At 63.2% G+C, this 19,893-nt stretch carries 23 protein-coding genes; 8 read left to right on the top strand and 15 right to left on the bottom strand.

Annotation, left to right across the window (positions count from 1 at the left end; genetic code table 11):
* The first annotated feature begins 114 nt into the window (after window positions 1-114).
* Window positions 115-933, top strand: a complete 819-nt coding sequence (locus QQL79_RS18795; protein ID WP_284393474.1) for an alpha/beta hydrolase — start codon at window positions 115-117, stop codon at window positions 931-933.
* Window positions 934-1,089: 156 nt separating this feature from the next.
* Complete coding sequence (locus tag QQL79_RS18790) at window positions 1,090-2,313, top strand: multidrug effflux MFS transporter (protein WP_284393472.1); 1,224 nt, start codon at window positions 1,090-1,092, stop codon at window positions 2,311-2,313.
* A gap of 170 nt (window positions 2,314-2,483) precedes the next feature.
* On the opposite strand, the gene rpsU is transcribed toward QQL79_RS18790, so the two are convergent.
* Window positions 2,484-2,750, bottom strand: coding sequence for a 30S ribosomal protein S21 (rpsU, locus tag QQL79_RS18785; protein WP_284393470.1), 267 nt, complete (start codon window positions 2,748-2,750; stop codon window positions 2,484-2,486).
* Between the two features lie 221 nt (window positions 2,751-2,971).
* On the opposite strand from rpsU, the gene QQL79_RS18780 reads away from it, so the two are divergent.
* Window positions 2,972-3,664, top strand: coding sequence for an alpha/beta fold hydrolase (locus QQL79_RS18780; RefSeq protein ID WP_284393468.1), 693 nt, complete (start codon window positions 2,972-2,974; stop codon window positions 3,662-3,664).
* Between the two features lie 22 nt (window positions 3,665-3,686).
* Here the strand turns inward: QQL79_RS18780 and QQL79_RS18775 are convergent, their stop codons facing one another.
* The 3 genes from QQL79_RS18775 to QQL79_RS18765 all read right to left on the bottom strand — a co-directional run bounded on the left by QQL79_RS18775 (window position 3,687) and on the right by QQL79_RS18765 (window position 5,558).
* Complete coding sequence (locus QQL79_RS18775) at window positions 3,687-4,775, bottom strand: 5-(carboxyamino)imidazole ribonucleotide synthase (protein WP_284393466.1); 1,089 nt, start codon at window positions 4,773-4,775, stop codon at window positions 3,687-3,689.
* A gap of 6 nt (window positions 4,776-4,781) precedes the next feature.
* Window positions 4,782-5,246 (bottom strand): 5-(carboxyamino)imidazole ribonucleotide mutase, encoded by a 465-nt coding sequence (gene purE, locus QQL79_RS18770; RefSeq protein WP_370461274.1) that lies wholly within the window; start codon window positions 5,244-5,246, stop codon window positions 4,782-4,784.
* Window positions 5,247-5,351: 105 nt separating this feature from the next.
* Window positions 5,352-5,558 (bottom strand): YdcH family protein, encoded by a 207-nt coding sequence (locus QQL79_RS18765; RefSeq protein ID WP_284393970.1) that lies wholly within the window; start codon window positions 5,556-5,558, stop codon window positions 5,352-5,354.
* A gap of 125 nt (window positions 5,559-5,683) precedes the next feature.
* On the opposite strand from QQL79_RS18765, the gene QQL79_RS18760 reads away from it, so the two are divergent.
* Window positions 5,684-5,896, top strand: a complete 213-nt coding sequence (locus QQL79_RS18760; RefSeq protein ID WP_284393462.1) for a YdcH family protein — start codon at window positions 5,684-5,686, stop codon at window positions 5,894-5,896.
* Window positions 5,897-5,976: 80 nt separating this feature from the next.
* Here QQL79_RS18760 and QQL79_RS18755 read toward each other — a convergent pair whose 3' ends face one another.
* From QQL79_RS18755 to QQL79_RS18740, 4 genes are all read right to left on the bottom strand, one after another.
* Window positions 5,977-6,738: a sulfite exporter TauE/SafE family protein gene (locus tag QQL79_RS18755; protein ID WP_284393460.1), complete on the bottom strand. Its 762-nt coding sequence runs from the start codon at window positions 6,736-6,738 to the stop codon at window positions 5,977-5,979.
* A 214-nt stretch (window positions 6,739-6,952) separates the two neighbouring features.
* Window positions 6,953-8,800, bottom strand: a complete 1,848-nt coding sequence (locus QQL79_RS18750; RefSeq protein WP_284393458.1) for a monovalent cation:proton antiporter-2 (CPA2) family protein — start codon at window positions 8,798-8,800, stop codon at window positions 6,953-6,955.
* A gap of 349 nt (window positions 8,801-9,149) precedes the next feature.
* Window positions 9,150-9,881: a DUF1013 domain-containing protein gene (locus tag QQL79_RS18745; RefSeq protein WP_284393456.1), complete on the bottom strand. Its 732-nt coding sequence runs from the start codon at window positions 9,879-9,881 to the stop codon at window positions 9,150-9,152.
* A 196-nt stretch (window positions 9,882-10,077) separates the two neighbouring features.
* Window positions 10,078-11,091: an NAD(P)H-quinone oxidoreductase gene (locus QQL79_RS18740; RefSeq protein WP_284393454.1), complete on the bottom strand. Its 1,014-nt coding sequence runs from the start codon at window positions 11,089-11,091 to the stop codon at window positions 10,078-10,080.
* 80 nt (window positions 11,092-11,171) lie between these two features.
* On the opposite strand from QQL79_RS18740, the gene QQL79_RS18735 reads away from it, so the two are divergent.
* Both QQL79_RS18735 and rcdA read left to right on the top strand, forming a co-directional pair.
* Window positions 11,172-11,354, top strand: coding sequence for a DUF1192 domain-containing protein (locus QQL79_RS18735; protein ID WP_284393452.1), 183 nt, complete (start codon window positions 11,172-11,174; stop codon window positions 11,352-11,354).
* Between the two features lie 576 nt (window positions 11,355-11,930).
* Window positions 11,931-12,449, top strand: coding sequence for a protease adaptor protein RcdA (gene rcdA / locus QQL79_RS18730; RefSeq protein ID WP_284393450.1), 519 nt, complete (start codon window positions 11,931-11,933; stop codon window positions 12,447-12,449).
* A gap of 58 nt (window positions 12,450-12,507) precedes the next feature.
* Here rcdA and QQL79_RS18725 read toward each other — a convergent pair whose 3' ends face one another.
* Together QQL79_RS18725 and rpmE are read right to left on the bottom strand one after the other, a co-directional pair.
* On the bottom strand, window positions 12,508-12,828 hold the full coding sequence (locus tag QQL79_RS18725; protein WP_284393449.1) for a YnfA family protein: 321 nt from the start codon (window positions 12,826-12,828) through the stop codon (window positions 12,508-12,510).
* A 96-nt stretch (window positions 12,829-12,924) separates the two neighbouring features.
* Window positions 12,925-13,146 carry a 50S ribosomal protein L31 gene (rpmE, locus tag QQL79_RS18720; protein ID WP_056235684.1) on the bottom strand — a complete coding sequence of 74 codons (222 nt, stop codon included), beginning with the start codon at window positions 13,144-13,146 and terminating at the stop codon, window positions 12,925-12,927.
* Between the two features lie 224 nt (window positions 13,147-13,370).
* Here rpmE and QQL79_RS18715 point away from each other — a divergent pair, with 224 nt between their 5' ends.
* Complete coding sequence (locus QQL79_RS18715; RefSeq protein ID WP_284393444.1) at window positions 13,371-15,188, top strand: ABC transporter transmembrane domain-containing protein; 1,818 nt, start codon at window positions 13,371-13,373, stop codon at window positions 15,186-15,188.
* Window positions 15,189-15,191: 3 nt separating this feature from the next.
* On the opposite strand, the gene QQL79_RS18710 is transcribed toward QQL79_RS18715, so the two are convergent.
* The 3 genes from QQL79_RS18710 to QQL79_RS18700 all read right to left on the bottom strand — a co-directional run bounded on the left by QQL79_RS18710 (window position 15,192) and on the right by QQL79_RS18700 (window position 17,608).
* Entirely contained in the window at window positions 15,192-15,494 is a 303-nt protein-coding gene (locus QQL79_RS18710; RefSeq protein ID WP_284393443.1) for a GIY-YIG nuclease family protein, read from the bottom strand.
* A 102-nt stretch (window positions 15,495-15,596) separates the two neighbouring features.
* Window positions 15,597-16,622, bottom strand: coding sequence for a peptidoglycan -binding protein (locus QQL79_RS18705; RefSeq protein ID WP_284393442.1), 1,026 nt, complete (start codon window positions 16,620-16,622; stop codon window positions 15,597-15,599).
* Window positions 16,622-17,608, bottom strand: a complete 987-nt coding sequence (locus QQL79_RS18700) for a flagellar motor protein MotA (RefSeq protein ID WP_284393441.1) — start codon at window positions 17,606-17,608, stop codon at window positions 16,622-16,624. Before QQL79_RS18700 ends, QQL79_RS18705 begins: the two co-directional genes overlap by 1 nt.
* Window positions 17,609-17,768: 160 nt before the next feature.
* Between QQL79_RS18700 and QQL79_RS18695 the strand changes: the two genes are divergently transcribed.
* Window positions 17,769-18,482, top strand: coding sequence for a DUF1868 domain-containing protein (locus tag QQL79_RS18695; protein ID WP_284393440.1), 714 nt, complete (start codon window positions 17,769-17,771; stop codon window positions 18,480-18,482).
* 8 nt (window positions 18,483-18,490) lie between these two features.
* Here the strand turns inward: QQL79_RS18695 and QQL79_RS18690 are convergent, their stop codons facing one another.
* Together QQL79_RS18690 and efp are read right to left on the bottom strand one after the other, a co-directional pair.
* Complete coding sequence (locus QQL79_RS18690; protein WP_284393437.1) at window positions 18,491-19,285, bottom strand: inositol monophosphatase family protein; 795 nt, start codon at window positions 19,283-19,285, stop codon at window positions 18,491-18,493.
* A gap of 2 nt (window positions 19,286-19,287) precedes the next feature.
* A complete protein-coding gene (efp, locus tag QQL79_RS18685; RefSeq protein WP_284393436.1) occupies window positions 19,288-19,854 on the bottom strand; it encodes an elongation factor P in 567 nt (188 codons plus the stop codon).
* Window positions 19,855-19,893 lie beyond the last annotated feature (39 nt).

The following is a 19,893-nucleotide window of genomic DNA, read 5'->3' as shown; positions in this document are numbered from 1 at the left end:
GTCATTTCCGCCTGCGCGGGACTGACATTGTGGGTAGCGGCACAGTTTGATCCTAGACGGAGCGGAAAACCGCATTAGTGTGTGGGCACCTTGCCCACCCTAGGATTCCGCCCCATGAAGCTCTTGCGCCGCATCATTCTTGCCGTGCTGGCCGTTATCGTCGTGCTCTACGCCGCCGTGGTCGTCTACATGTATGTCAATCAGCGGGCGCTGCAATACGATCCCACTGGCGAAGTGGTGGCCTTGGCCGACGCGGGATTGCCGCAGGCGCAGGAGGTGACCATTCCCTCCGGCGATGGCGTGGTCAATGGCTGGTATCAGCCGCCGCAGCCGGGCAAGCCGCTGATCATCTATTACAAGGGCAATGCCGGCAGCTTTTCCTCCGAACATGAGCGCTTCGAGCAATGGGTAGCCGATGGCTACGGCTTTTTGTCCTTCGACTATCGCGGCTTCCCGCTGTCGCCGGGAACCATCAGCCAGGACAATATTCTGCAGGACGCCCTGGCGGCCTTTGACTGGGCCGCAGGGCAAGGTGCGCCCATCGTCATCTGGGGCCGTTCGATCGGCACCGGGCCGGCCAGCTATGTCGCGAGCGAAAGGCAGGCTGATGCCCTGCTGCTCGAAACCCCATTCTATTCGGCGGTCAGCGTCGCCGCCGAGCGCTATCCCATCCTGCCGGTCTATTGGGTGATGCAGGACCAGTATCCCGTCAATGACTGGATGGCCAAGATCGACGAGCCCGTGCTGGTGGCCCATGGCACGGCCGACCAGACCATCACCGTGGGCAATGGCGAGCGCGTCTACGAACTGGCCAAGAACAAGGGCGAACTCTGGATCGAGCCCGGCGCCGACCATAACGACCTCTGGGACCGGGGCATCTGGAGCCATGCCGAGCCGTTCTTTGAACAGTCGGAGGTCGTGGCGGGGCGATAGATGTCTCTTCTAAAGGGGTTCTTATTTTTCCTGCAGAAGCCGTCGGCTCTTGCACTCCCTCCCCCTTGAAGGGGAGGGCCGGGGTGGGGGTGGTCTTGTGACCACTGATGCCGCTCGGCCCGCCATCTTTCTGCTTCAACTTATTGGACTCTTACCATGACATCCCCCACCCAGCCCATGAGCGCGCGGCGCACGGCCATTATCGGCGGGCTGATGGTGGCGGCGGGGCCGCTCAGCATCACGCTCTATGCGCCCGCCCTGCCGACACTGGTGGCCGATCTGGCGACCACCGAGGCCATGGGAAAGCTGACCCTTTCGGTCTATTTCGGCGCCTTCGCCCTGGCGCAACTGGTCTGTGGGCCGCTCTCGGACCGCTTCGGCCGCAAGCCCGTGGCCATCGGTTTTTTCGCGCTTTATGTGCTGGGAAGCCTGGTCGCAGCGCTGGCGCCCAGTATTGAAATGCTGCTGGCCGGGCGAGCGCTGCAGGGCATCGGCGTATCGGCTGGCGTCGCGCTCTCCCGCGCCATGGTGCGCGATCAGTTCGTGGGGTCGGAATCGATCCGCATTCTGACGTTGATCAACCTGATCCTGACTGTCGCGCCCGCGGTGGCGCCGACATTGGGCAGCGCGCTGTTGCTGGCGGGCAGTTGGCACTTGATGTTTGTGGTGATGGCGGGGTTTGGCTTGGCCATCATCGTCATGCTGTCCCTGGGCGCGCGCGAGACTCAGCCGGTGGCGGCGCAGGTGCCGCTCAATCCCATTCGCATTCTCGCCAATTACCGGCGGTTGCTGGCCTCTGCCCAGTTCATGGCGCCGGCTCTGCTGCTGGCGATCGCCTTTGGCGGCTTTTACGGTTTTTCGGCGCTGCTGCCCTTCGTGCTGCTCGACGATATCGGGCTTACCCCGTTTCAATTCGCCATGACCATGCTGATCCAGACCGGCTCGTTCATCACAGGCAATCTGGTGGCCGGGCAGGTGGCGCGGCGGGCCTCGGGCTTGCAGATGGTGCGGATCGGGCTGCTGCTGCTCGTGCTGGCCGGGCTTGGCTTTGCCATCGGGCCGCGACTGTTTCCCGATTCGCTGCTCGCGGTCATGATCCCCGTGGGGCTGTGGATGCTGGCGCTGGCCTTTATCGGCCCCAGCACCACGGCCGCCGCTATGGCCGGCTTCGGCACCATTGCCGGGGCGGCCGGAGCATTGACCGGGGTTTTCCAGGTGGGTGGCGGCTTTGTGGGTTCAACCCTGGCAAGCCTGCTCTTTCCCGATGCGCGCAGCGCCATCGTGACGCTGCTGCCGATCATGGCCGCGCTGGCGCTCGGGCTTGCCCTTTGGCGTCGTATTTCGGCCCGGCCCGTGGCGGACGCCCCGCCGGAGACGTGAGCGCCTGCCCCGCCGGGTCATTCCCGCGAAAGCGCGAACCCTCGTTTAGCGGGCTCTTCAGGAAAACGCAGGTTGTGGGTCGGAGTAGGACGCAGCCGCATCACTTGGCATAAGCCAAAACAAAAAACGCCGCCCCGAAGGACGGCGTTTGAAATCTTGATGCTGACAGCTTAGCTGCGGGCAGCCGGAGCGCCGGGACGAGCGGTCGTCGGACGGGCAGCGGCAGGAGCGGGCAGACCGCCCTCGCGCTGGGCGCGCTTGCGGGCCAGCTTGCGGGCGCGGCGCACGGCCTCGGCCTTCTGGCGTGCCTTCTTTTCGGAGGGCTTCTCGTAGTAGTTGCGCAGCTTCATTTCACGGAAGACGCCTTCGCGCTGCAGCTTTTTCTTCAGCGCGCGCAGCGCCTGGTCAACGTTGTTATCGCGAACGACTACTTGCAAAGGTCAACCGCCCTTTCGAAGCTTAGACAATGTGTTTGAATGATAGCGCCGAGGCCAAAACAACCACGCCGCCGACCAGCAGAGCCAGTCACCGTGGGTGGCTCTATAGCCCAAGCCCGCAGGCTTGTCCACTATCACGCTCAGAAAAACCGTGCATGGGCTTGCTCCTGTACCCATGGCGGAGCAGTTTGCGTCAGGTGTTTAACCTGTTGGAGATCAGGATGTCCCGCAATCTCGTGCTCTTGCCGGGCCTGTTATGCGATAGCCGGCTGTGGCGCGACCCGCTGGCGGCGATCGGAAGCGATATTTCGCCCATGGTCGCGGACCTGACGCAGGACGATTCGATTGCGGCCATGGCCGCGCGGGTGCTGGCGCAAGTGCCGGCCAGCTTTGCTCTGGCAGGGCTTTCGATGGGTGGCTATGTCGCCCTCGAAATCATGCGGCAGGCGCCCGAGCGCGTCACCCATCTGGCGCTGCTCGATACCAGCGCCCGGCCCGATGACGAGGAGCGACGGGCCAAGCGTCGCGCGGGCATTGAGAGCATCCGGCTGGGCAAGTTCATCGGGGTGTCGCGGGCGCTGCTCACCTCGCTCCTGGCGCCGCAGCATCTGGGTACGCCCCTGGCCGAAGAGGTGCAGGCCATGTCCGAGCGCGTCGGGCAGGAGGCCTATATCCGCCAGCAGACCGCGATTCTGGGGCGCCTCGATTCGCGGCCGGGTCTTGGCGCTGTTACGGTGCCGACCCTGGTTGGCGTGGGCGAGGCCGATATTCTGACCCCGCTGGAGCTAGCCGAGGAAATGGCCGGCGGCATTGCCGGGGCGGAGCTGGTGGTCTTTCCCGACAGCGCGCATCTGCCGACAATGGAAAATCCGGCCTCCGTGACGGCGGCTATGGAGAAGTGGCTGGGGCGGTAGGCCCACACCGTGCCACGATCCCTCAAGCGCCCCGCACGATCCTGTTCACATGACCCATTTTGCGGCCCGGACGGGTTTCCGTCTTACCGTAGAGATGGGGCTGGGTATTGCCGTCAATGCCGTCCGGCACGATGCCGACTTCGTCGCCAACGAGATTTTCCATCACCACATCGGCGAGCCGCGCCGGATCGCCCAGCGGCCAGCCGAGAATGGCGCGGATATGCTGTTCGAACTGGTCGGTGAGGCAGACCGCCTCGGTCCAGTGGCCGGAATTGTGCACGCGCGGGGCGATTTCGTTGACCATGAGGCTGGGCCGCTCGCCGGGCACGACGAAGAATTCGACGCCCAATACGCCCACATAATCGAGGGCGACCACGATCACCTTGGCCAGCATGGCGGCGTGTTTTTCCAGGCCCGGCGGAATATCGGCGGGCACGGTGCTGGTGAAGAGAATATGGTGCCGGTGCATATTTTCGGCGGCGTCGAAGCTTCTCACTTCGCCGGGCAGGTTGCGGGCAACGACCACCGAGATTTCCTTCTCGAAGGGCACGAAGGCTTCGAGCACCAGCGGCTTGGGTTCGAGCGCGGCAAAGGCTTCCGCCGCCTCGCTCCGCTCGCGGATGACGCGCTGGCCCTTGCCGTCATAGCCCAGCCGCGTGGTCTTGAGCACGGCCGGCAGGCCCAACTCCTCCATGGCGGCGTCGAGATCGGCAGGGGTTGCGACGGCGCGATGGGGCGCCACGGGAATGTTCTTGGAGGCGAGGAACGACTTTTCCGCCAACCGGTCCTGCGAGATGGCCAGGGCCCTGGCACCCGGCCGCAGCGGCTTTCTGGCGGCGAGGAATTCGGCGGTCGCCGCCGGCACATTCTCGAATTCGTAGGTGATGACGTCGACCGCATCGGCAAAGGCGGCCAAAGCCATCTCGTCGTCATAGGCGGCGACGGTCTTGTGCGGGGTCACCTCGAAGGCGGGACTATTGGCGTCCGGGCAATAGATATGGGTGCGCATGCCCAATTTGCTGGCGGCCAGGGAGAGCATGCGGCCCAATTGCCCGCCGCCCAGAATGCCGATCATGCTGCCGGGGGGCAGGGCGGAGAGGTCGCTGGTCACGGGCGATTACTCGGTATCGGAGGGAAAGAGCGGCACGCGCGCGCTTTGCTGGGCACGGTAGCTGTCGAGCCGATCGGCCAGATCCTCGTCGGACAGCGCCAGGACGGCCGCAGCCAGCAGGGCCGCATTGATGGCGCCGGGTTCGCCGATGGCGAGCGTGCCCACCGGAATGCCGCCGGGCATCTGCACGATGGAGAGCAGGCTATCCTGGCCGTTGAGCGCCTTGGATTTGACCGGCACGCCAAAGACCGGCAGCGGGGTCATCGCCGCGATCATGCCGGGCAGATGGGCCGAGCCGCCCGCCCCTGCGATGATGATCTTGAAGCCTTCGGCGCGGGCGCCGGCGGCGAATTCCACCATGCGCTCGGGCGTGCGGTGCGCCGAGATGATGCGCGCCTCATATTCGACTTCGAGCGTTTCGAGCGTTTCGGCGGCGAGGCGCATGGTGGGCCAGTCGGACTGGCTACCCATGACGATGGCGACAGCAGGTTTGGTGAGCAAAGGACCTCATCCCTATCGGTCGTTGCAAAGTCGGCACGTAGCGCAAATGCGGGCGCAACTCAAGCCGAAGCGGGCTCAGGCAATGATGTCGGGCAACAAAATATTCTCGAGCTGGACGATGCGGTCCTTGAGCGCCAGTTTGCGCTTCTTGAGACGCTGCAGCAGCATGCGATCGGCGACCTGAGACTGTGTCAGGGTGTCGATTGCAGCGTTGAGATCGGAATGTTCCTGGCGTTTGGTGGCCAGCTCCAACCCCAGACTGGCTTCCTGTTCCTTGGTCAGCGGCAACATCGAATTTAATGCTTCCCCAGCGCCTCAACCGTCATTCTTGGTTAACCGATCACAATAGGTTTTGCACCAGATTTCCCATGGGCAGCGGAAGGTGGTCGACAAAGCGTGAATTATTTGTGACCATCGCCATGTCCACCAAGCTTCAAGGAGTTGTTATGACGACTGAAGGCCATGTTGCGGCGCTTGAACGGCGCCACCAGGAGTTGGATCGCCAGATCCAGGCCGAGATGCAAAGCACGCGGTATGACGAATTGGCGATCAGCGCACTCAAGCGCAAAAAACTCGAAGTGAAGGACGAACTCTATAAATATACGGTAGGTTCGCAATAAAGCGAACGCTGTTCCCCCAAAGCGGAACAGGAAGGGTCACAGCACAGACGCTGCGGCCCTTTTTTATTGCCGGAAATCCTCTAGGCGCCGCCGAGCAGGCCCGTCGCACCTTTCCAGATGATGTAGAGCGACAGCACGAAAACCATCCAATAGGCGATGCGGTAGAACCAGACCATGGAGATGCGGCGCACCAGCCATACCCCGCCGAGCACGCCGATGAGCCCCACCGGGATCAGCGAAGCGGACAGGGTCAGGTTGTGCACATTGAGCTGGCCGAGGAAGAAGTAGGGCACCAGCTTGGCGGTGTTGACGATGGCGAAAAACACCGCGCTCGTGCCCGAATAGATGGCCGGCGACAGGCGCTGGGGCAGCACATAGATCTGGAACGGCGGGCCGCCGGTATGGCTGATAAAGCTGGTGAAGCCGGCAAAGCCGCCCCAGAACGTGCCCCAGGGTTTTGAGGGCGGCAGCCCCTCGAGCTTTTTGCGCAGCGGCAGGATGGCATCGAGAATGAAGAGCAGCGTCACCACGCCCACAAACAGCAGTACCGCATCGTCGGAAACGAAGGACCAGAGCACCCAGCCGGCAATGGTGCCGATGGCGGCGCCGGGCAGCATGATGCGGAGAATGTGCCAGTCCACTTCCTTGCGATAGGTCCAGACGGCAATGACATCCATGGCCAGCAGCACCGGCAGCATCATGCCTGCCGCGTCGCGGGCGGGCATGACCAGGCTCAGCAGCGGCACGCCGACCATGCCGAGACTACCCAATAGACCAGCCTTGCTGAGACCGACGATCAGCACCGCGATCGCGGCGACCGTGACGAAATAGGGGTCGAACATTGCTCTGGGAATTCCGGCAGGAGGGAGGGGCAGTCGAGGGCGAGATAAGCAAACTAGCACGATGTCATTCCCGCGAAAGCGGGAACCACCGTTTCCTGCGCAAAAACCGCTGTGCTGAACGACGGGCAATTGCGGGGTCTGTTCACCTCTCCCCTGAGGGGCGAGGGGACGATGGAGCCGCTGGATCAGTGTACGATGACGAAGGGCAAAAAACCTATTCCGCCCTTGGCGAGTCTTTCCTGTCCAGCGGCGCGGGCGGGCGGTCGCCCTGCATGGTTTCGTCGAGTAGGCTCATCGATTGGCGCACCATGCCGACATAGGCATCCTCGTCCTCGCGCACGGCAAAGGAATCGGTCAGCAGCTGATTGTCATGCCGCTCGAAGGCCTGGGCCATGTGCTGGGCGTCGATGGGGGCCACGCCCAGCTGCACCAGCACCTTGGTTCCCAGGCTAATGGCCGAAAGAAAGGTCTCGCGTTCGAAAACCTCGATCCCCAGCGCCATGAGTTCGTGCGCATGGCCCCGGTCGATGGCGCGGGCGGCAATGGTCACCTGGGGAAAATGCCGCCGCACCTTGCGGGCAATGTCCAAAATCCGGTCGGCACCGCCCACCGCGATCACAACGAGATCGGCCTGGCTGACGCCGGCGGCATGCAGCAGATCGAGGCGCGAACCATCGCCATAGAAGACCTTGACGCCGAATTTGCGCACCAGCTCGATCTGAGCCGGGTCGTCGTCGATCAGCGTGGTCTCGAACCCCTGTGCCCGCAGCATGCGGGTGACGATCTGCCCGAACCGGCCATAGCCGAGCACCACGATCTTGCGGTGTTCGGTAATCTCGTCGCTGTCGCGGGCGCTGCGCGCATCAAGCCGGGGCGCCACCAGCTTGTCGAAGGCCAGCAGCAGAAGCGGGGTCGTGGCCATGGAGAGCGCAACGGCCACGGCGAGCAAGCCGTGGTCCTCGGCGCTCAGCGCCCCCGTGCTTTGGGCAAATTGCAGGATGACGAAGGCGAATTCCCCGGCCTGGCTGAGCAGGATGGCCAGCAGCAGCCGGTCGGCCAGGTGCATGCGGAACAGGGTTGCAAGCGCGAACATGACGGCAATCTTGATGCCGACAAAGCCCCCAACCAAGGCGAGCAGGCGCAAGGGCTCGGACCACAGCACCGAAAAGGCGATGGACATGCCCACCGAAATGAAGAACAGGCCGAGCAGCAGGCCCTTGAAGGGCTCGAGATTGCTTTCCAGCTCATGGCGATATTCGCTATCGGCCAGCAGCACGCCGCCGATAAAGGCGCCGAGCGCGGGCGAAAATCCCTCGAGCTGGGTCAGCAATGCCGCTCCGAAAACGATAGCCAGCCCCAGCGCGGTAAACGCCTCGCGGACGCCGGTGCGCGCCACATAGGTCAGAACCGGCCGGACCAGATAGCGCCCGGCGATGATGGCGCCGATAAAGGCGCCGATCAGGATCAGCGGCGTCACCCAATCGAGCGGGTCGGCAATGACCTGCACGGCGTGATCGATTTCCTCATGCACGGCATGGCGGCTGCCCGATATGGCGAGCAGGGGGATGGCCGCCAGCACGGGAATGACAGCAACATCCTGCACCAGCAGCACGGCCAGGCTCGCCCGGCCGGCATCGGTGCGGGTGATGTCGCGCTGCTGGGTGGATTGAATGGCGATGGCGGTCGAGGACATGGACAGCGCCAGCCCGATGATGATGGCGGTGTTGAGGGTAAAGCCGGTCAGGGTCAGCGCCAGGGCGATGATGGTGGTGGTGATGAGCAATTGGGTGACGCCCAGGCCCAATACCTTGTGCCGCATGCGCCAGACTTCGGAAGGCTGCAGATCGAGCCCGATCAGGAACAGCATCATGACGATGCCGAATTCGGCGACCTGGCGGATCAGTTCGCTATCGGAAACCAGGCCCAGCCCATAGGGGCCGATCAGGATGCCAGCGGCCAGATACCCCAGAACCGTGCCCAGCCCCAGCGCCTTGGCCAGCGGCGCCAGCGCCACGCTGGCCGCGAGCAGAACGAAAATGGCGAGCAGGATATTGTTTTCCATTCGACCGCTTCTTTCGGCGAGGATCGCTGGGACAAATCATGCGGCTGGGAAGTGGCGCTGTCGAGATGGTGTCGCTGGTGACGGTGGCCTACGCCTCTCCCATGGAGAAAGCTAGCGGCTCTGCCCTCCCTCCCCCTTGAGGGGAGGGCCGGGGTGGGGGTCTGTCGGCCTCGGCGCAAAAGCCCCCGCGACCCCCACCCTCGATCCCTCCCCTCAAGGGGGAGGGAGGCGAAAGAACCAAAGTTCCGCGCCGACTAGTGGTCTGCCAGGCGGCCGCCCGCCGAGATCTATGCATTGCAAACAAAAACCCCCGCTTGCGCGGGGGTCTGATGCAGGCAGGAAACCTGGTTTAATTGTCCGTATCGCTCTTGAGCGACTTGAGCTTGGCAAAGACCGAGTCCGCGTCGAACTCTTCCTGGGCCGGGCTGTGCGGGCGATGGTCGCCTTCGGCGAATTCCTCGCCCTCTTGCTCGCTATGGCCGCGGCTGCCGGAGCGGGCCATGGCTTCTTCGGCGGTCATCAGCGTGGTGCCTTCATAGGCTTCGTCCACGCCCGGGCCGCCCTTGGAGGCGCGCTTGACTTCAAGGTCGAGGTCGATCTGGCTGCACAGGCCCAGCGTCACCGGGTCCATGGCCGTGAGGTTGGCGGCATTCCAGTGGGTGCTTTCGCGTACCGACTCGATGGTGGACTTGGTGGTGCCCACCAGGCGCATGATCTGCGCGTCCTTGAGTTCGGGATGGTTGCGCACCAGCCACTTGATGGCATTGGGACGCTCGTTGCGGCGCGAAATGGGCGTATAGCGGGGGCCCTTGCGCTTGGCAGCGGCCACGCGCACCTTGGGCTCGCTCAGCTTCAGGCGATAATTCGGATCGGCCTCGGCCTTTTCGATTTCCTCGCGCGTCAGCTGGCCGTTCTGGATCGGGTTGACGCCCATGATCCCGCCTGCGACGTCGCCGTCGGCAATGCCCTGGACCTCAAGCGGATGCAGCGTGCAGAAGGCCGCGATCTGCTCGAATGACAGCGCAGTGTTGTCGACGAGCCAAACGGCAGTCGCCTTGGGCATCAACAGGGGCTGGGTCATGATAAATAACTCCTCGTGGCGCGGCCGGTATTCCTCCGGACCGCTCCGCCTCGTGCTTCATTGCTGAGGGGAACAGGGCTTAATATATGGCTTGCTCGCGCGATCTGCAATGAGATTGTAACTATAGTGATGGGTGAGCAGTGGCTTGCGCCACGACCAGGCCAGCCCACCGGTGCGCCCGGAGTGCCGATCGCATTTACCCAAGCTCCGCCCCAAACGCGGTCACCAGCACGATCTTGCCCACATGCTGGCGCGCCTCCATTGCTACATGCGCCGCCGCCGCATCCTCCAGCGCGAACCGGGTCACCTGCGGCTTCACAAAGCCCGGCTCCGCCAGGGCCGGCAGCAGATCGGCCCGAATCCGCGCGGCGATCGCGGCCTTGGTCTCTGCGCTTTGCGGCCGCAATGTCGAACCCGACAGCGTCAATTGCTTGGCCATCACCAGGCCCAGGGAAATCTGCGCCTTGGCACCGTCCAGCGTCGAGACCTGCACGATATGCCCGCCTCGCGCACAGGCGGCGATATTGGTCTCTGCCATGGCGCCGCCGATAATATCGACGACGCGGTCGACGCCCCGGCCGTCGGTCAGCGCCAGAGCGCGGGCCGCCACGTCCTCGCTGGTATAGTCGATGCTGGCCAATGCGCCGAGGCGACGCGCATAGGCCGCCTTTTCGGGCGAGGAGGTTACGGCTATCGCCCGAGCCCCCAGAATCGTCGCGATCTGGATGGCAGCGCCGCCAATGCCGCCTGCCGCTCCATGCACCAGCACGCTCATACCCGGCGTCAGACCGGCCCGCATGACCAGCGTCTGGGTGATGGTGAACCAGGTTTCGGGCAGGGCGGCGGCGTCGATCAGGCAGCCCGCAGGGGCGGGCAGCACCTGCCCGGCGGGTATTGCGACATATTCGGCATAGCCTCCGCCATTGGTCAGCGCCATAACCCTGTCGCCGACCTGCCAGCCGGCGGTTGCCGGGCCGATTGCGGCGATCTCGCCGGCAACTTCCAGCCCCGGCAGGGGCGAAGCGCCAGGTGGCGGGTCGTAGCGGCCCTGGCGCTGGGCGAGATCGGGTCCGTTGACGCCGGCGGCAGCGACCCGGATCAGCACCTCACCCGCTCCCGGCTGGGGCAGTTGTTCGGGACGCGGCGCGAGGACTTCGGGGCCGCCGGGCCGGGTAATGGCGATAGCGGTCATGGTGGCTGGAAGGATCATGGCTCCATGCTCTGCGAACTGATCTTGCCCGGCAAGAGCGGCGCGCTAATCTCAGGGGGATGAACGAAAGGATGTTGGCGATGGATGATGAGGAGATCAAGCGGCCCAAGACCCACGAAGTGGGCATGGCGATCGACACCATGTCGGTGGAGGAGCTGACTGAACGGATCGGCCTGCTCGAGGCCGAGATTGTCCGGCTGCGCGAAGCCATCGAGGCTCGTGGTGCCACGCGCAAAGCCGCCGAGGCGGCGTTCAAGTTCTAGGTGGGCGCGGCAGGAGCGGCGCGGGCTCGGCCGCCAGCGGCTTGGTTCCGGCGGGTGGTGGCAATGGACCACTCGCCGGACGCGTTGCAACCACCATCAATGCTACCAAAAGGCCGGCAACGGCCCCTGCTTCCATACTGGTCATCGCTCGTCTCCCTCGCGGTAGGGCGATAGGAGCATGCCGCTGCTGCATGGCGGTGGAATAGGGCGGTCAGAAACCGTTCATCTTCATGGCAAATCTGTGACAATAAAAGCCGCGCGGCGTCCCATCCACCTTGGTCAACAGGGCGCAAATCTGCAGGGTTAAGAAATCGACACGCTTTAACCGGCAATTAATGTTTGCGCGGTAACCTTCCATTATTCAGGTTCTTCTGAATTTTTCAGAGTGGTTTCTCCCTCTGTTTGACGCCTCCCTGTTAACTTCGAGAGCCGTTCTTACGGCTCTTTTTCTTTTTCAGGGGTCATTTTCTCGCCGCTATCGGACTGTTCTTAAAGGTCTTTTCAGTTTGATGCGAACTGTAAGATGACGCGCGGGGGCTTTTGCGCCTAGCATGAGCCCAGCAGCCAGGAGGTCGCGTGACGGAACTGAACGAAAAGAGCCAGGCCATTGCCATCGGACCCCGCATCGTGGCGTCCGGGGGCTTCGATCTGCTGTATCGGGAAGGCATGGCGCTGATCGAGGAGGTTGCCGCCTATCTCGATGGCGACGGCCGCGCCGATAGCCGGATCCTGAGCCGGGAAGCCTCGTTCCTCTACGCCACCGAGTCGATGCGCCTCACCACGCGCCTGATGCAGCTGGCCTCGTGGCTATTGCTGCAACGAGCGGTAAATGAGGGTGAAATCACCAAGGAAAATGCCCGCTCCGAGAAGGAGAAGGTCAAGTTTTCGGCCACGCCATCGGAGCGCGGCGGCCCTGGCTATGGGCAATTGCCTGCGCTCTTGCGCGATTATGTCGACAAGGGTGATCGCCTGTTCGACCGGGTCATGCAGTTCGATACGCTGGAGCGCGGCAAGATGCCCGAACTCGATATCGGGGTCGCCAATGGCATTGCCGACCAATTGGCGCGGCTCAAGGCAGCATTCGGCCGGGCCTAGAGCGTTTCCAGCAAAAGTGGATACCACTTCTGCGGTTCAGAAGCGCGACCAACAGATTCTATACGCTACGCGGGCCGAAATAGATGACTGCCGCGCCCAAAAGGCAGATCAGCACGCCGGCAATATCCCACATATCGGGCCTGACGCGTTCGACAGCCACCATGAACAGGACGGAAGCGGCGATATAAATGCCGCCATAGACGGCAAAAATCCGGCCGGCACTGTCGGTTCCGGTCAAGGCCAGGCACCAGGCGAACAGACCCAGCAGGATCAGGGCCGGGGCCCAGAGCCAGAGTTGCCCCAGGCGCAGCGCCTGCCAGGCCAGGTAGCAGCCACCGATTTCAAAGGCAGCGGCGGCGGCAAACAACAGGGCGCGCATGGTCGGTCTCCAAATTCAGGCAAGGATAAGGGCCTGCACGGCAAAAAGAAAAGCCCGGCGCTAGGGCCGGGCTTTGCAAAAGCTCGTCGAAAGGATTTAGATGCCCAGACCCTTGAAGCGCTCCTTGAAGCGCGAAACGCGGCCGCCGCGGTCGAGCAGCTGGCCCGTGCCGCCGGTCCAGGCCGGATGGGTCTTGGGGTCGATGTCGAGCTGCAGCGTGTCGCCGGCTTTGCCGTAGGTCGAGCGGGTTTCGTACTTGGTGCCGTCGGTCATGACCACAGTGATGGTGTGGTAGTCCGGATGGATGTCAGCCTTCATCGGTATCGCCTCAAATCAAACGGGCGCCGCAGCGCCCGGAGAGCATCAAAACTGGTGTTGGCGGCTTCATACAGAAAGCGCGGGCAAACCGCAAGGCCGCCCGCGTGGCAAAATTGCGCGGGACAAAGCCGTTGCGGGGCTTTGGGCCAACGCCTATATCGGGGCAGCGATGTGGCCCCGGGATGTTCCGGGCCTCAACTCCATCAGCGTGGCGTAAGCGAGCGATGACAGATCAGGCTGCCCAGGCGCAGACCGGGGCCGAAAAAGTCCTTGAGACGCCCAATATCAATCCACAGAAATTGCAACCCCTGCGCCGCCTTGCGCCGTTCGTGCTGCGCTATCCGTGGCGGCTGACGCTGGCGCTGGTGTTTCTCCTGGTCTCGGCGATTTCCTCGCTGTCCATCCCGGCCGTTCTGGGCGGCGCCATCGACCAGGGCTTCATCGAGCAGAATCTGGAAAATGTCGGCCGCTATGGCTGGCTGATTGTGGGCATTGCGCTGGTAATGGCCGTGGCCAGCGGGTTGCGCTTCTATTTCATCTCGGTCATCGGCGAGCGCGTGCTGGCCGATCTGCGCCAGGCGGTGTTCTCCCATTTGCTGGGGCTGGATGCCCGCTTCTTCGATACCCATAGGGTCGGGGAACTCACCAGCCGCCTTAATGGCGATGTGGCGACGATCCGCGGGGCAGTTGGTTCCAGCATGACGCTGGCGCTGCGGTCCATCGTCACCATTATCGGCGCGCTGGTGATGATGCTGCTCACCAGCCCGGTCCTCACCATTGCGGTGGCCATAGCCGCTCCGGTAATCCTCTTGCCGCTGATCGCCTATTCGCGCCGTCTGCGCGGCATGTCGCGCAAGACGCAGGATGCGCTGGCCGATCTTTCGGCAATGGCCACCGAAATGCTGGGGGCGACCCGCACGGTCAAATCCTTCACCCAGGAGGCGGCCCAGGCAGGTCATTACGACAAGCGCAGCGAGGCGAGCTATCTGGCCGAAACGCGCCGTCTTGCGGCGCGCTCGGTGCTGGTGGGCATGGTGATTTTCCTGGGCACGGCCGCCATCGTCTTTCTCGTCTGGTGGGGGGCGCGTTCGGTATTCGAGGGCACCGTCACCGCCGGGCAGCTGGCGCAGTTCCTGGTCTATGCGCTGATGGCCTCGGGCGCCCTGACCAATGTCAGCGAAGTGCTGGGCACGCTGCAATCGGTGGCGGGGGCGACCGAACGGCTGACCGAGATTCTCGATACCCAGCCGAGCATTGTGGAAGTTGCCGCGCCGCTGGCGCTGCCGAACCCGCCGCTTGGCACCGTGGCATTCGAGCATGTCGGGTTCGGCTACGATACGGGCGGCTATGAGCGGGTGCTGACCGATATGAGCTTCAGCGTGGGGCATGGGGAAACCGTTGCCCTGGTCGGCGCTTCCGGTTCGGGGAAATCGACCACGCTGTCGCTGTTGCAGCGCTTTTATGACGTCAAGAGCGGAGCCATCCTGGTCGATGGCATCGATATCCGCCAGGTGCGGCTCAGCCAATTGCGCCAGCGGTTCGCCTATGTCGAACAGGAGCCGACCATTTTTGCCGGCTCGATTTCCGACAATATCCGTTTCGGCAAGCCCGATGCCAGCGATGCGGAGGTCGAAGCGGCGGCCAAGGCGGCGCTGGTGCATGACTTCGTCACCGACCTGCCGCTGGGTTATGACACGGTCGTCGGCGAGCGCGGGGTGATGCTGTCGGGCGGGCAGAAGCAGCGCTTGGCCATTGCGCGTGCCATCCTGAAGAATGCCCCGATCCTGCTGCTCGACGAGGCAACCAGCGCCCTCGACGCGCAGAGCGAACGGCTGGTGCAGACCGCGCTGGAGCATTTGATGCAGGGCCGCACCACGCTGGTCATTGCCCATCGGCTGGCGACGATCCGGGATGCCGACAAGATCCTGGTCTTCGACGGCGGCCAGATCATCGACCAGGGCACGCATGATGAATTGGTCGCCAAGGGCGGGCGTTACGCGGAACTGGCCAAGCTGCAGTTCCGGCTGGATGATGTCGGATAACCCTCAGACTTCGGCGATCTGATCATATAAATCCAGCCAATGTGGATTTTGCTGTTCGATCAGCTTTTCCTTCCATTGGCGACGCCATTTCTTGATCTGCTTTTCGCGGGTAATTGCCGAGTCCGCAGTCTCGTGGTGTTCGAACCAGATCAGGTTGTGCACGGCGTAGCGCTTGGAGAAGCCATCGACGAGGTCGTTGCGGTGGATGTAAATGCGGCTGACTAGATTGCTCGTAACGCCTGTATAGAGCGTGCCATTTTTGCCGCTGGCCAGAATGTAAACATAGAACCGTTTTTGTTGGTCCAATTTTCTCTACCACCCACCGCGTCATTCCCGCGCAGGCGGGAATGACGTTGTGGGTGGAGTGGATCGCGAACTACAACCTCGTGTCCCTCCGGTCCTGCCCCCTCACCCCTCGGTCAGCTTGAACTCGATGCGGCGGTTGCGGCGGTAGGCTTCGTCTGTGTCGGCGGGGTCGAGGGGGGTGAATTCGCCGAAGCCGGCGGCGACCAGCCGGTTGGGCGAGACGCCCTTGGTCACCAGGTATTGCGCCACCGAGATGGCGCGGGCGGCCGATAGCTCCCAGTTCGAGGGGAAGCGGGCATTGGAGATCGGGCGCTTGTCGGTATGGCCGTCAATGCGCAATACCCAATTGATATCGGGCGGAATTTCGGTTTCGAGCTGCAGGATGGCTGCCGCAAGGGCATCGAGATCGGGCGTGCCGCCGGGCTGGATATCGGCCTGGCCGGCATCGAACAGCACTTCGGACTGGAAGACGAAGCGGTCGCCCACCACGCGCACATCGGCGCGGCCTTCGAGGATCTGCCGCAGGCGGCCGAAGAAGTCGGAGCGGTAGCGGCTCAAATCCTGCACGCGCTGGGCGAGGGCCAGATTGAGGCGGCGGCCGAGATCGGCGATCTGGGTGCGCGATTCGGTATCGCGGGTCTCCGACGCCTCAAGTGCGGATTCGAGGGCCCCGATCTGGGTGCGCAAGGCGGCCAATTGCTGGTTGAGGAGGGTGATCTGGGCATTGGCCTCGTCGGAGAGGTCCTGTGCGTCGGTCAGCTGGGATTGCAGCCCGGCAATGGTTTCGTCCTTACCGGCGAGGCCCGTACCGATGCCCGAAAGCTGGCCGGTGAGCTCGGCATTGTCGGATTGGGCGGTAGCCAGGGTCGCGGTCAGATTGGCGATCTGGGAGGTCAGATCGTCCGAATTGGCGCGTTCGAGCTGCAGCAGGTCGGTCAGTTCGGCGATCTGGCTGTTGAGCCGGGAGAGCGCGGTGTCACGCCCCTGCAGCTCCTGGCCCAGGAAAAACTGGGTCAGCATGAACAGGCTTAGAAGGAAGATAATGACGAGCAGAAGGCTCGACAGGGCGTCGACGAAGCCGGGCCAGTAATTGGCCTCGATGCGCCGGCGGGAGCGCGCTCCTGCCATTAGTTCCGCCGCTCGGTATCGGCCTGGGAAAGGACCGCTTCGATCAGTTCGCGCAGCTTCTGATTGGTCTCGGCCTGTTCATTGATATGCTTGCGCAGATCGTCCTGCTCGGTGCGGATATGCTTGACCAGGCCATCGATGCCGCGCGCCAGCTCGGCCATGGCGCGGATGGCGTTCTGGGAGGAATTCTGGTTCTGCATCGAGCTGCCGAGCTTATCGAACATGGCCTGCATATCCGGTCCACCAGCGTTGGCCTGCATGGCCGAAACGGGATGGTCGAGCTCCGTCATCGAGGTCATCCAGTCTTCCAGATCCGTATAAAAGGCGTTCTGCGCCTGGCTGGTCTGGAGATCGAGAAAGCCCAGCACCAGCGAACCGGCAAGGCCGAAGAGCGAGGAGGAAAAGGCCGTGCCCATGCCAGCCAGCGGGGCGGACAGGCCCTCGCGCAGACTCGAGAATTGGGAGGCGCTATCGGTATTGGTGACGTCGAGCGAATTAATCACCCCGGCGACGCTGGTGACGGTTTCCAGCAGGCCGTAAAAGGTACCCATCAGGCCCAGAAAGACCAGCAGCCCGGTGAGATAGCGGGAGGTGTCCTTGGCCTCATCGAGCCGGTTGCCGACGCTGTCGAGAATGGAGCGCATGGAGGATGGGGTGATGACCGCTTCCCCGATCCGCTCGCGCAACAGGCCCGCCACCGGCGCCAACAGCACCGGCGGGCGGACGTTGGACACATTGCCGTCCTGCAGGGAATTGACCCATTTCACCTCGGGAAAAAGGCGGAATATCTGGCGGAAGCTGAGGAAAATGCCGATGAACAGGGCCAGGAAGATCATCGAATTGATAAAGGGATTGGCCCAGAAGAAGGTGACGATGGTGGTGAACAGAATGGCTGCCACCAGCGCCACAAGCACCAGGAAAATCAGGATCTTGATGAGATAAACAGTGGGGCTAGCGAGATGGTATGGATCATAGCCTTGCGTCATCTTTGCCTGAACCTTGCCTCACGCGCGCAAATCACCACCAAGACTAGTCAGTGCCGCGTGGCAGGGCAATGACAAAGGTTTGTGTGCGGGCACAGCTGTCACAGAGGTTTCGTTTAGGGCGCGTAGCGCTGTGCCGAACCGATCTTTCCCGGAGCCTGCCATGTCGATGGCCATGATTTCTCCCCAATTGCAGATGTTTTCCCGCAGCCAGCAGCCGGTCGCGCCACGCCATCTGGGAACACGCTATAATCGCGACGGCATTTTTCTGCCGGAGCGGGGCAATACCGTGGTGTGCCATCTGCAGGAGGGCACGGATACCGAACGGGTGCTGCGCGCCGCGCGTCAGCGATATCTCGCCATGCCACAGGCACGGCAATTGGCCTTCACCGCACCCGAAAGCCTGCATATGACGCTGTTTCAGGGCATTCTCGAAGGCAATAGAGCGCGCACCTATTGGCCCGATGGCGTGCCGCTGGATGCGCCGGTCGATGTCATGACCGAGCTTATGCTCGAGCGGCTGGCGCCATATTCCGGTGGCGCACCCTTTGCCGTGGAGGTGATCGGCGCGGTTCCGACGGGGCTGGTGGTCGCGGGCATTACCGAGGCCGACCGCCGCGCCATGGCCGGCTGGCGCAATGATCTGGCGGCCCTGCTGGGCTATCGGCATCCCGATCACGACAGCTACATATTCCACATCACCTTTGCCTATCTCATCGACTGGCTCGACGATGGGGCGCTGCCGGAATGGCAGGATATGCTCGATGACGTGCTGGCCATGATCCGCGTGCAGGCGCCGGTGCTGCAATTGCGCGCACCGGCCTTCTGCAGTTTTGAGGATATGAACTGGTTCGAGGAATTGCTGCCGCTCGGTTGAGCGACAGGCTACTGGATCGGCTTGAGCTGCTTGAGCAGGGCGGCGTGCAGGGCTTCATTGCCCGCAACCACCTGGCCGTTCCAGATCGAGCCGGGGCTGCCGGCGAAATCGGTAACGGTGCCACCGGCTTCCTTGACCATGAGCAGGCCCGGGGCCACGTCCCAGGGGGCCAGACCCGCTTCCCAGACCGCATCGTAACGGCCGGCGGCCAGCCAGGCCAGGTCCATGGAGATCGAGCCGGAGCGGCGGATGCCGGCAACGGCTGGATTGATGGCGGCGAGCTGGCGCAGTTGCAGCGTGTCGTTGGCGGTGCCCTGCGTCTTGATGCCGGTGCAGACCACGGCATCGGCGAGGTGCCGACGACCGCCAATGCGCAGGCGGCGGCGATCGTTGACCCAGGTGCCGCCACCCTTTTCGGCGGTGTAGAGCTCGTCCAGCACGGGATTGTATATCACCGAGGCGACGATCTCGTTGGCGCGTTCAAGGGCGATTGCCACGGCAAATAGCGGGATCGAGTGCAGGAAATTGGTGGTGCCGTCGAGCGGATCGATGATCCAGCGGTGCTGGCCATCGGTGCCGGCGACTTCTCCGCCTTCTTCCATCAGGAAAGCATAGGTGGGGCGGGCCTTTTTGAGTTCGTCGAAGACGATCTGTTCGGCGCGCAGGTCGGCCTTTGAGACGAAGTCTGCCGGCCCCTTGCGGGACACCTGCAGGTTTTCGACTTCGGCAAAATCCTTGGTGAGCGAACGGCCGGCCTTGAGAGCGGCGCCGACCATGACGTTGAGAAGAGCTGAACGGGCCATGATCAGTCCGCCCGGCGCATATAGGTGGCTTCGGCCGTATCGACCACGATGCGTTCGCCGACCGCGATGAAGGGGGGCACCATGACCCGCAACCCATTGGACACCTTGGCGGGCTTGAACGAATTGGCCGCGGTCTGGCCCTTGACCACCGGGTCGGCCTCGATGACTTCAAGCACCACATTGGGCGGGAAGCGCACGCCGAGCGGGGTGTCTTCGTGCATTTCGAGCGTGATCTTCATGCCGTCCTGGAGGAAGGCGGCGCGTTCGCCGACAAATTCCTTGTCCAGTTCCACCTGCTCATAGCTGTTCTGGTCCATGAAGACCAACTGATCGCCCTGCTCGTAGAGATAGGTGAAGTCGCGGAATTCGAGTTCGACCTGTTCCACCGTCTCGGCCGAGCGGAAGCGCTCATTGAGCTTGGTGCCGGTCAGGATGGCCTTGAGCTCGACCTGGGCATAGGCGCCGCCCTTGCCAGGCTTGACGTGATCGACCTTGACGGCGACCCAGAGCCGGTCCTGGTGATTGATGACGAAGCCGGGGCGGATTTCGTTGCCGTTGATCTTGGCCATTGGGAGTTTTTTCTCGCGGTGGGCAGCGGCCGCCGGCAA

Origin of the sequence: Devosia yakushimensis (assembly GCF_030159855.1) — a bacterium.
GTDB lineage: Bacteria > Pseudomonadota > Alphaproteobacteria > Rhizobiales > Devosiaceae > Devosia > Devosia yakushimensis.
The sequence above is the reverse complement of the archived record's forward strand: the minus strand, read 5'-3'. Positions and strand labels throughout refer to the sequence as shown.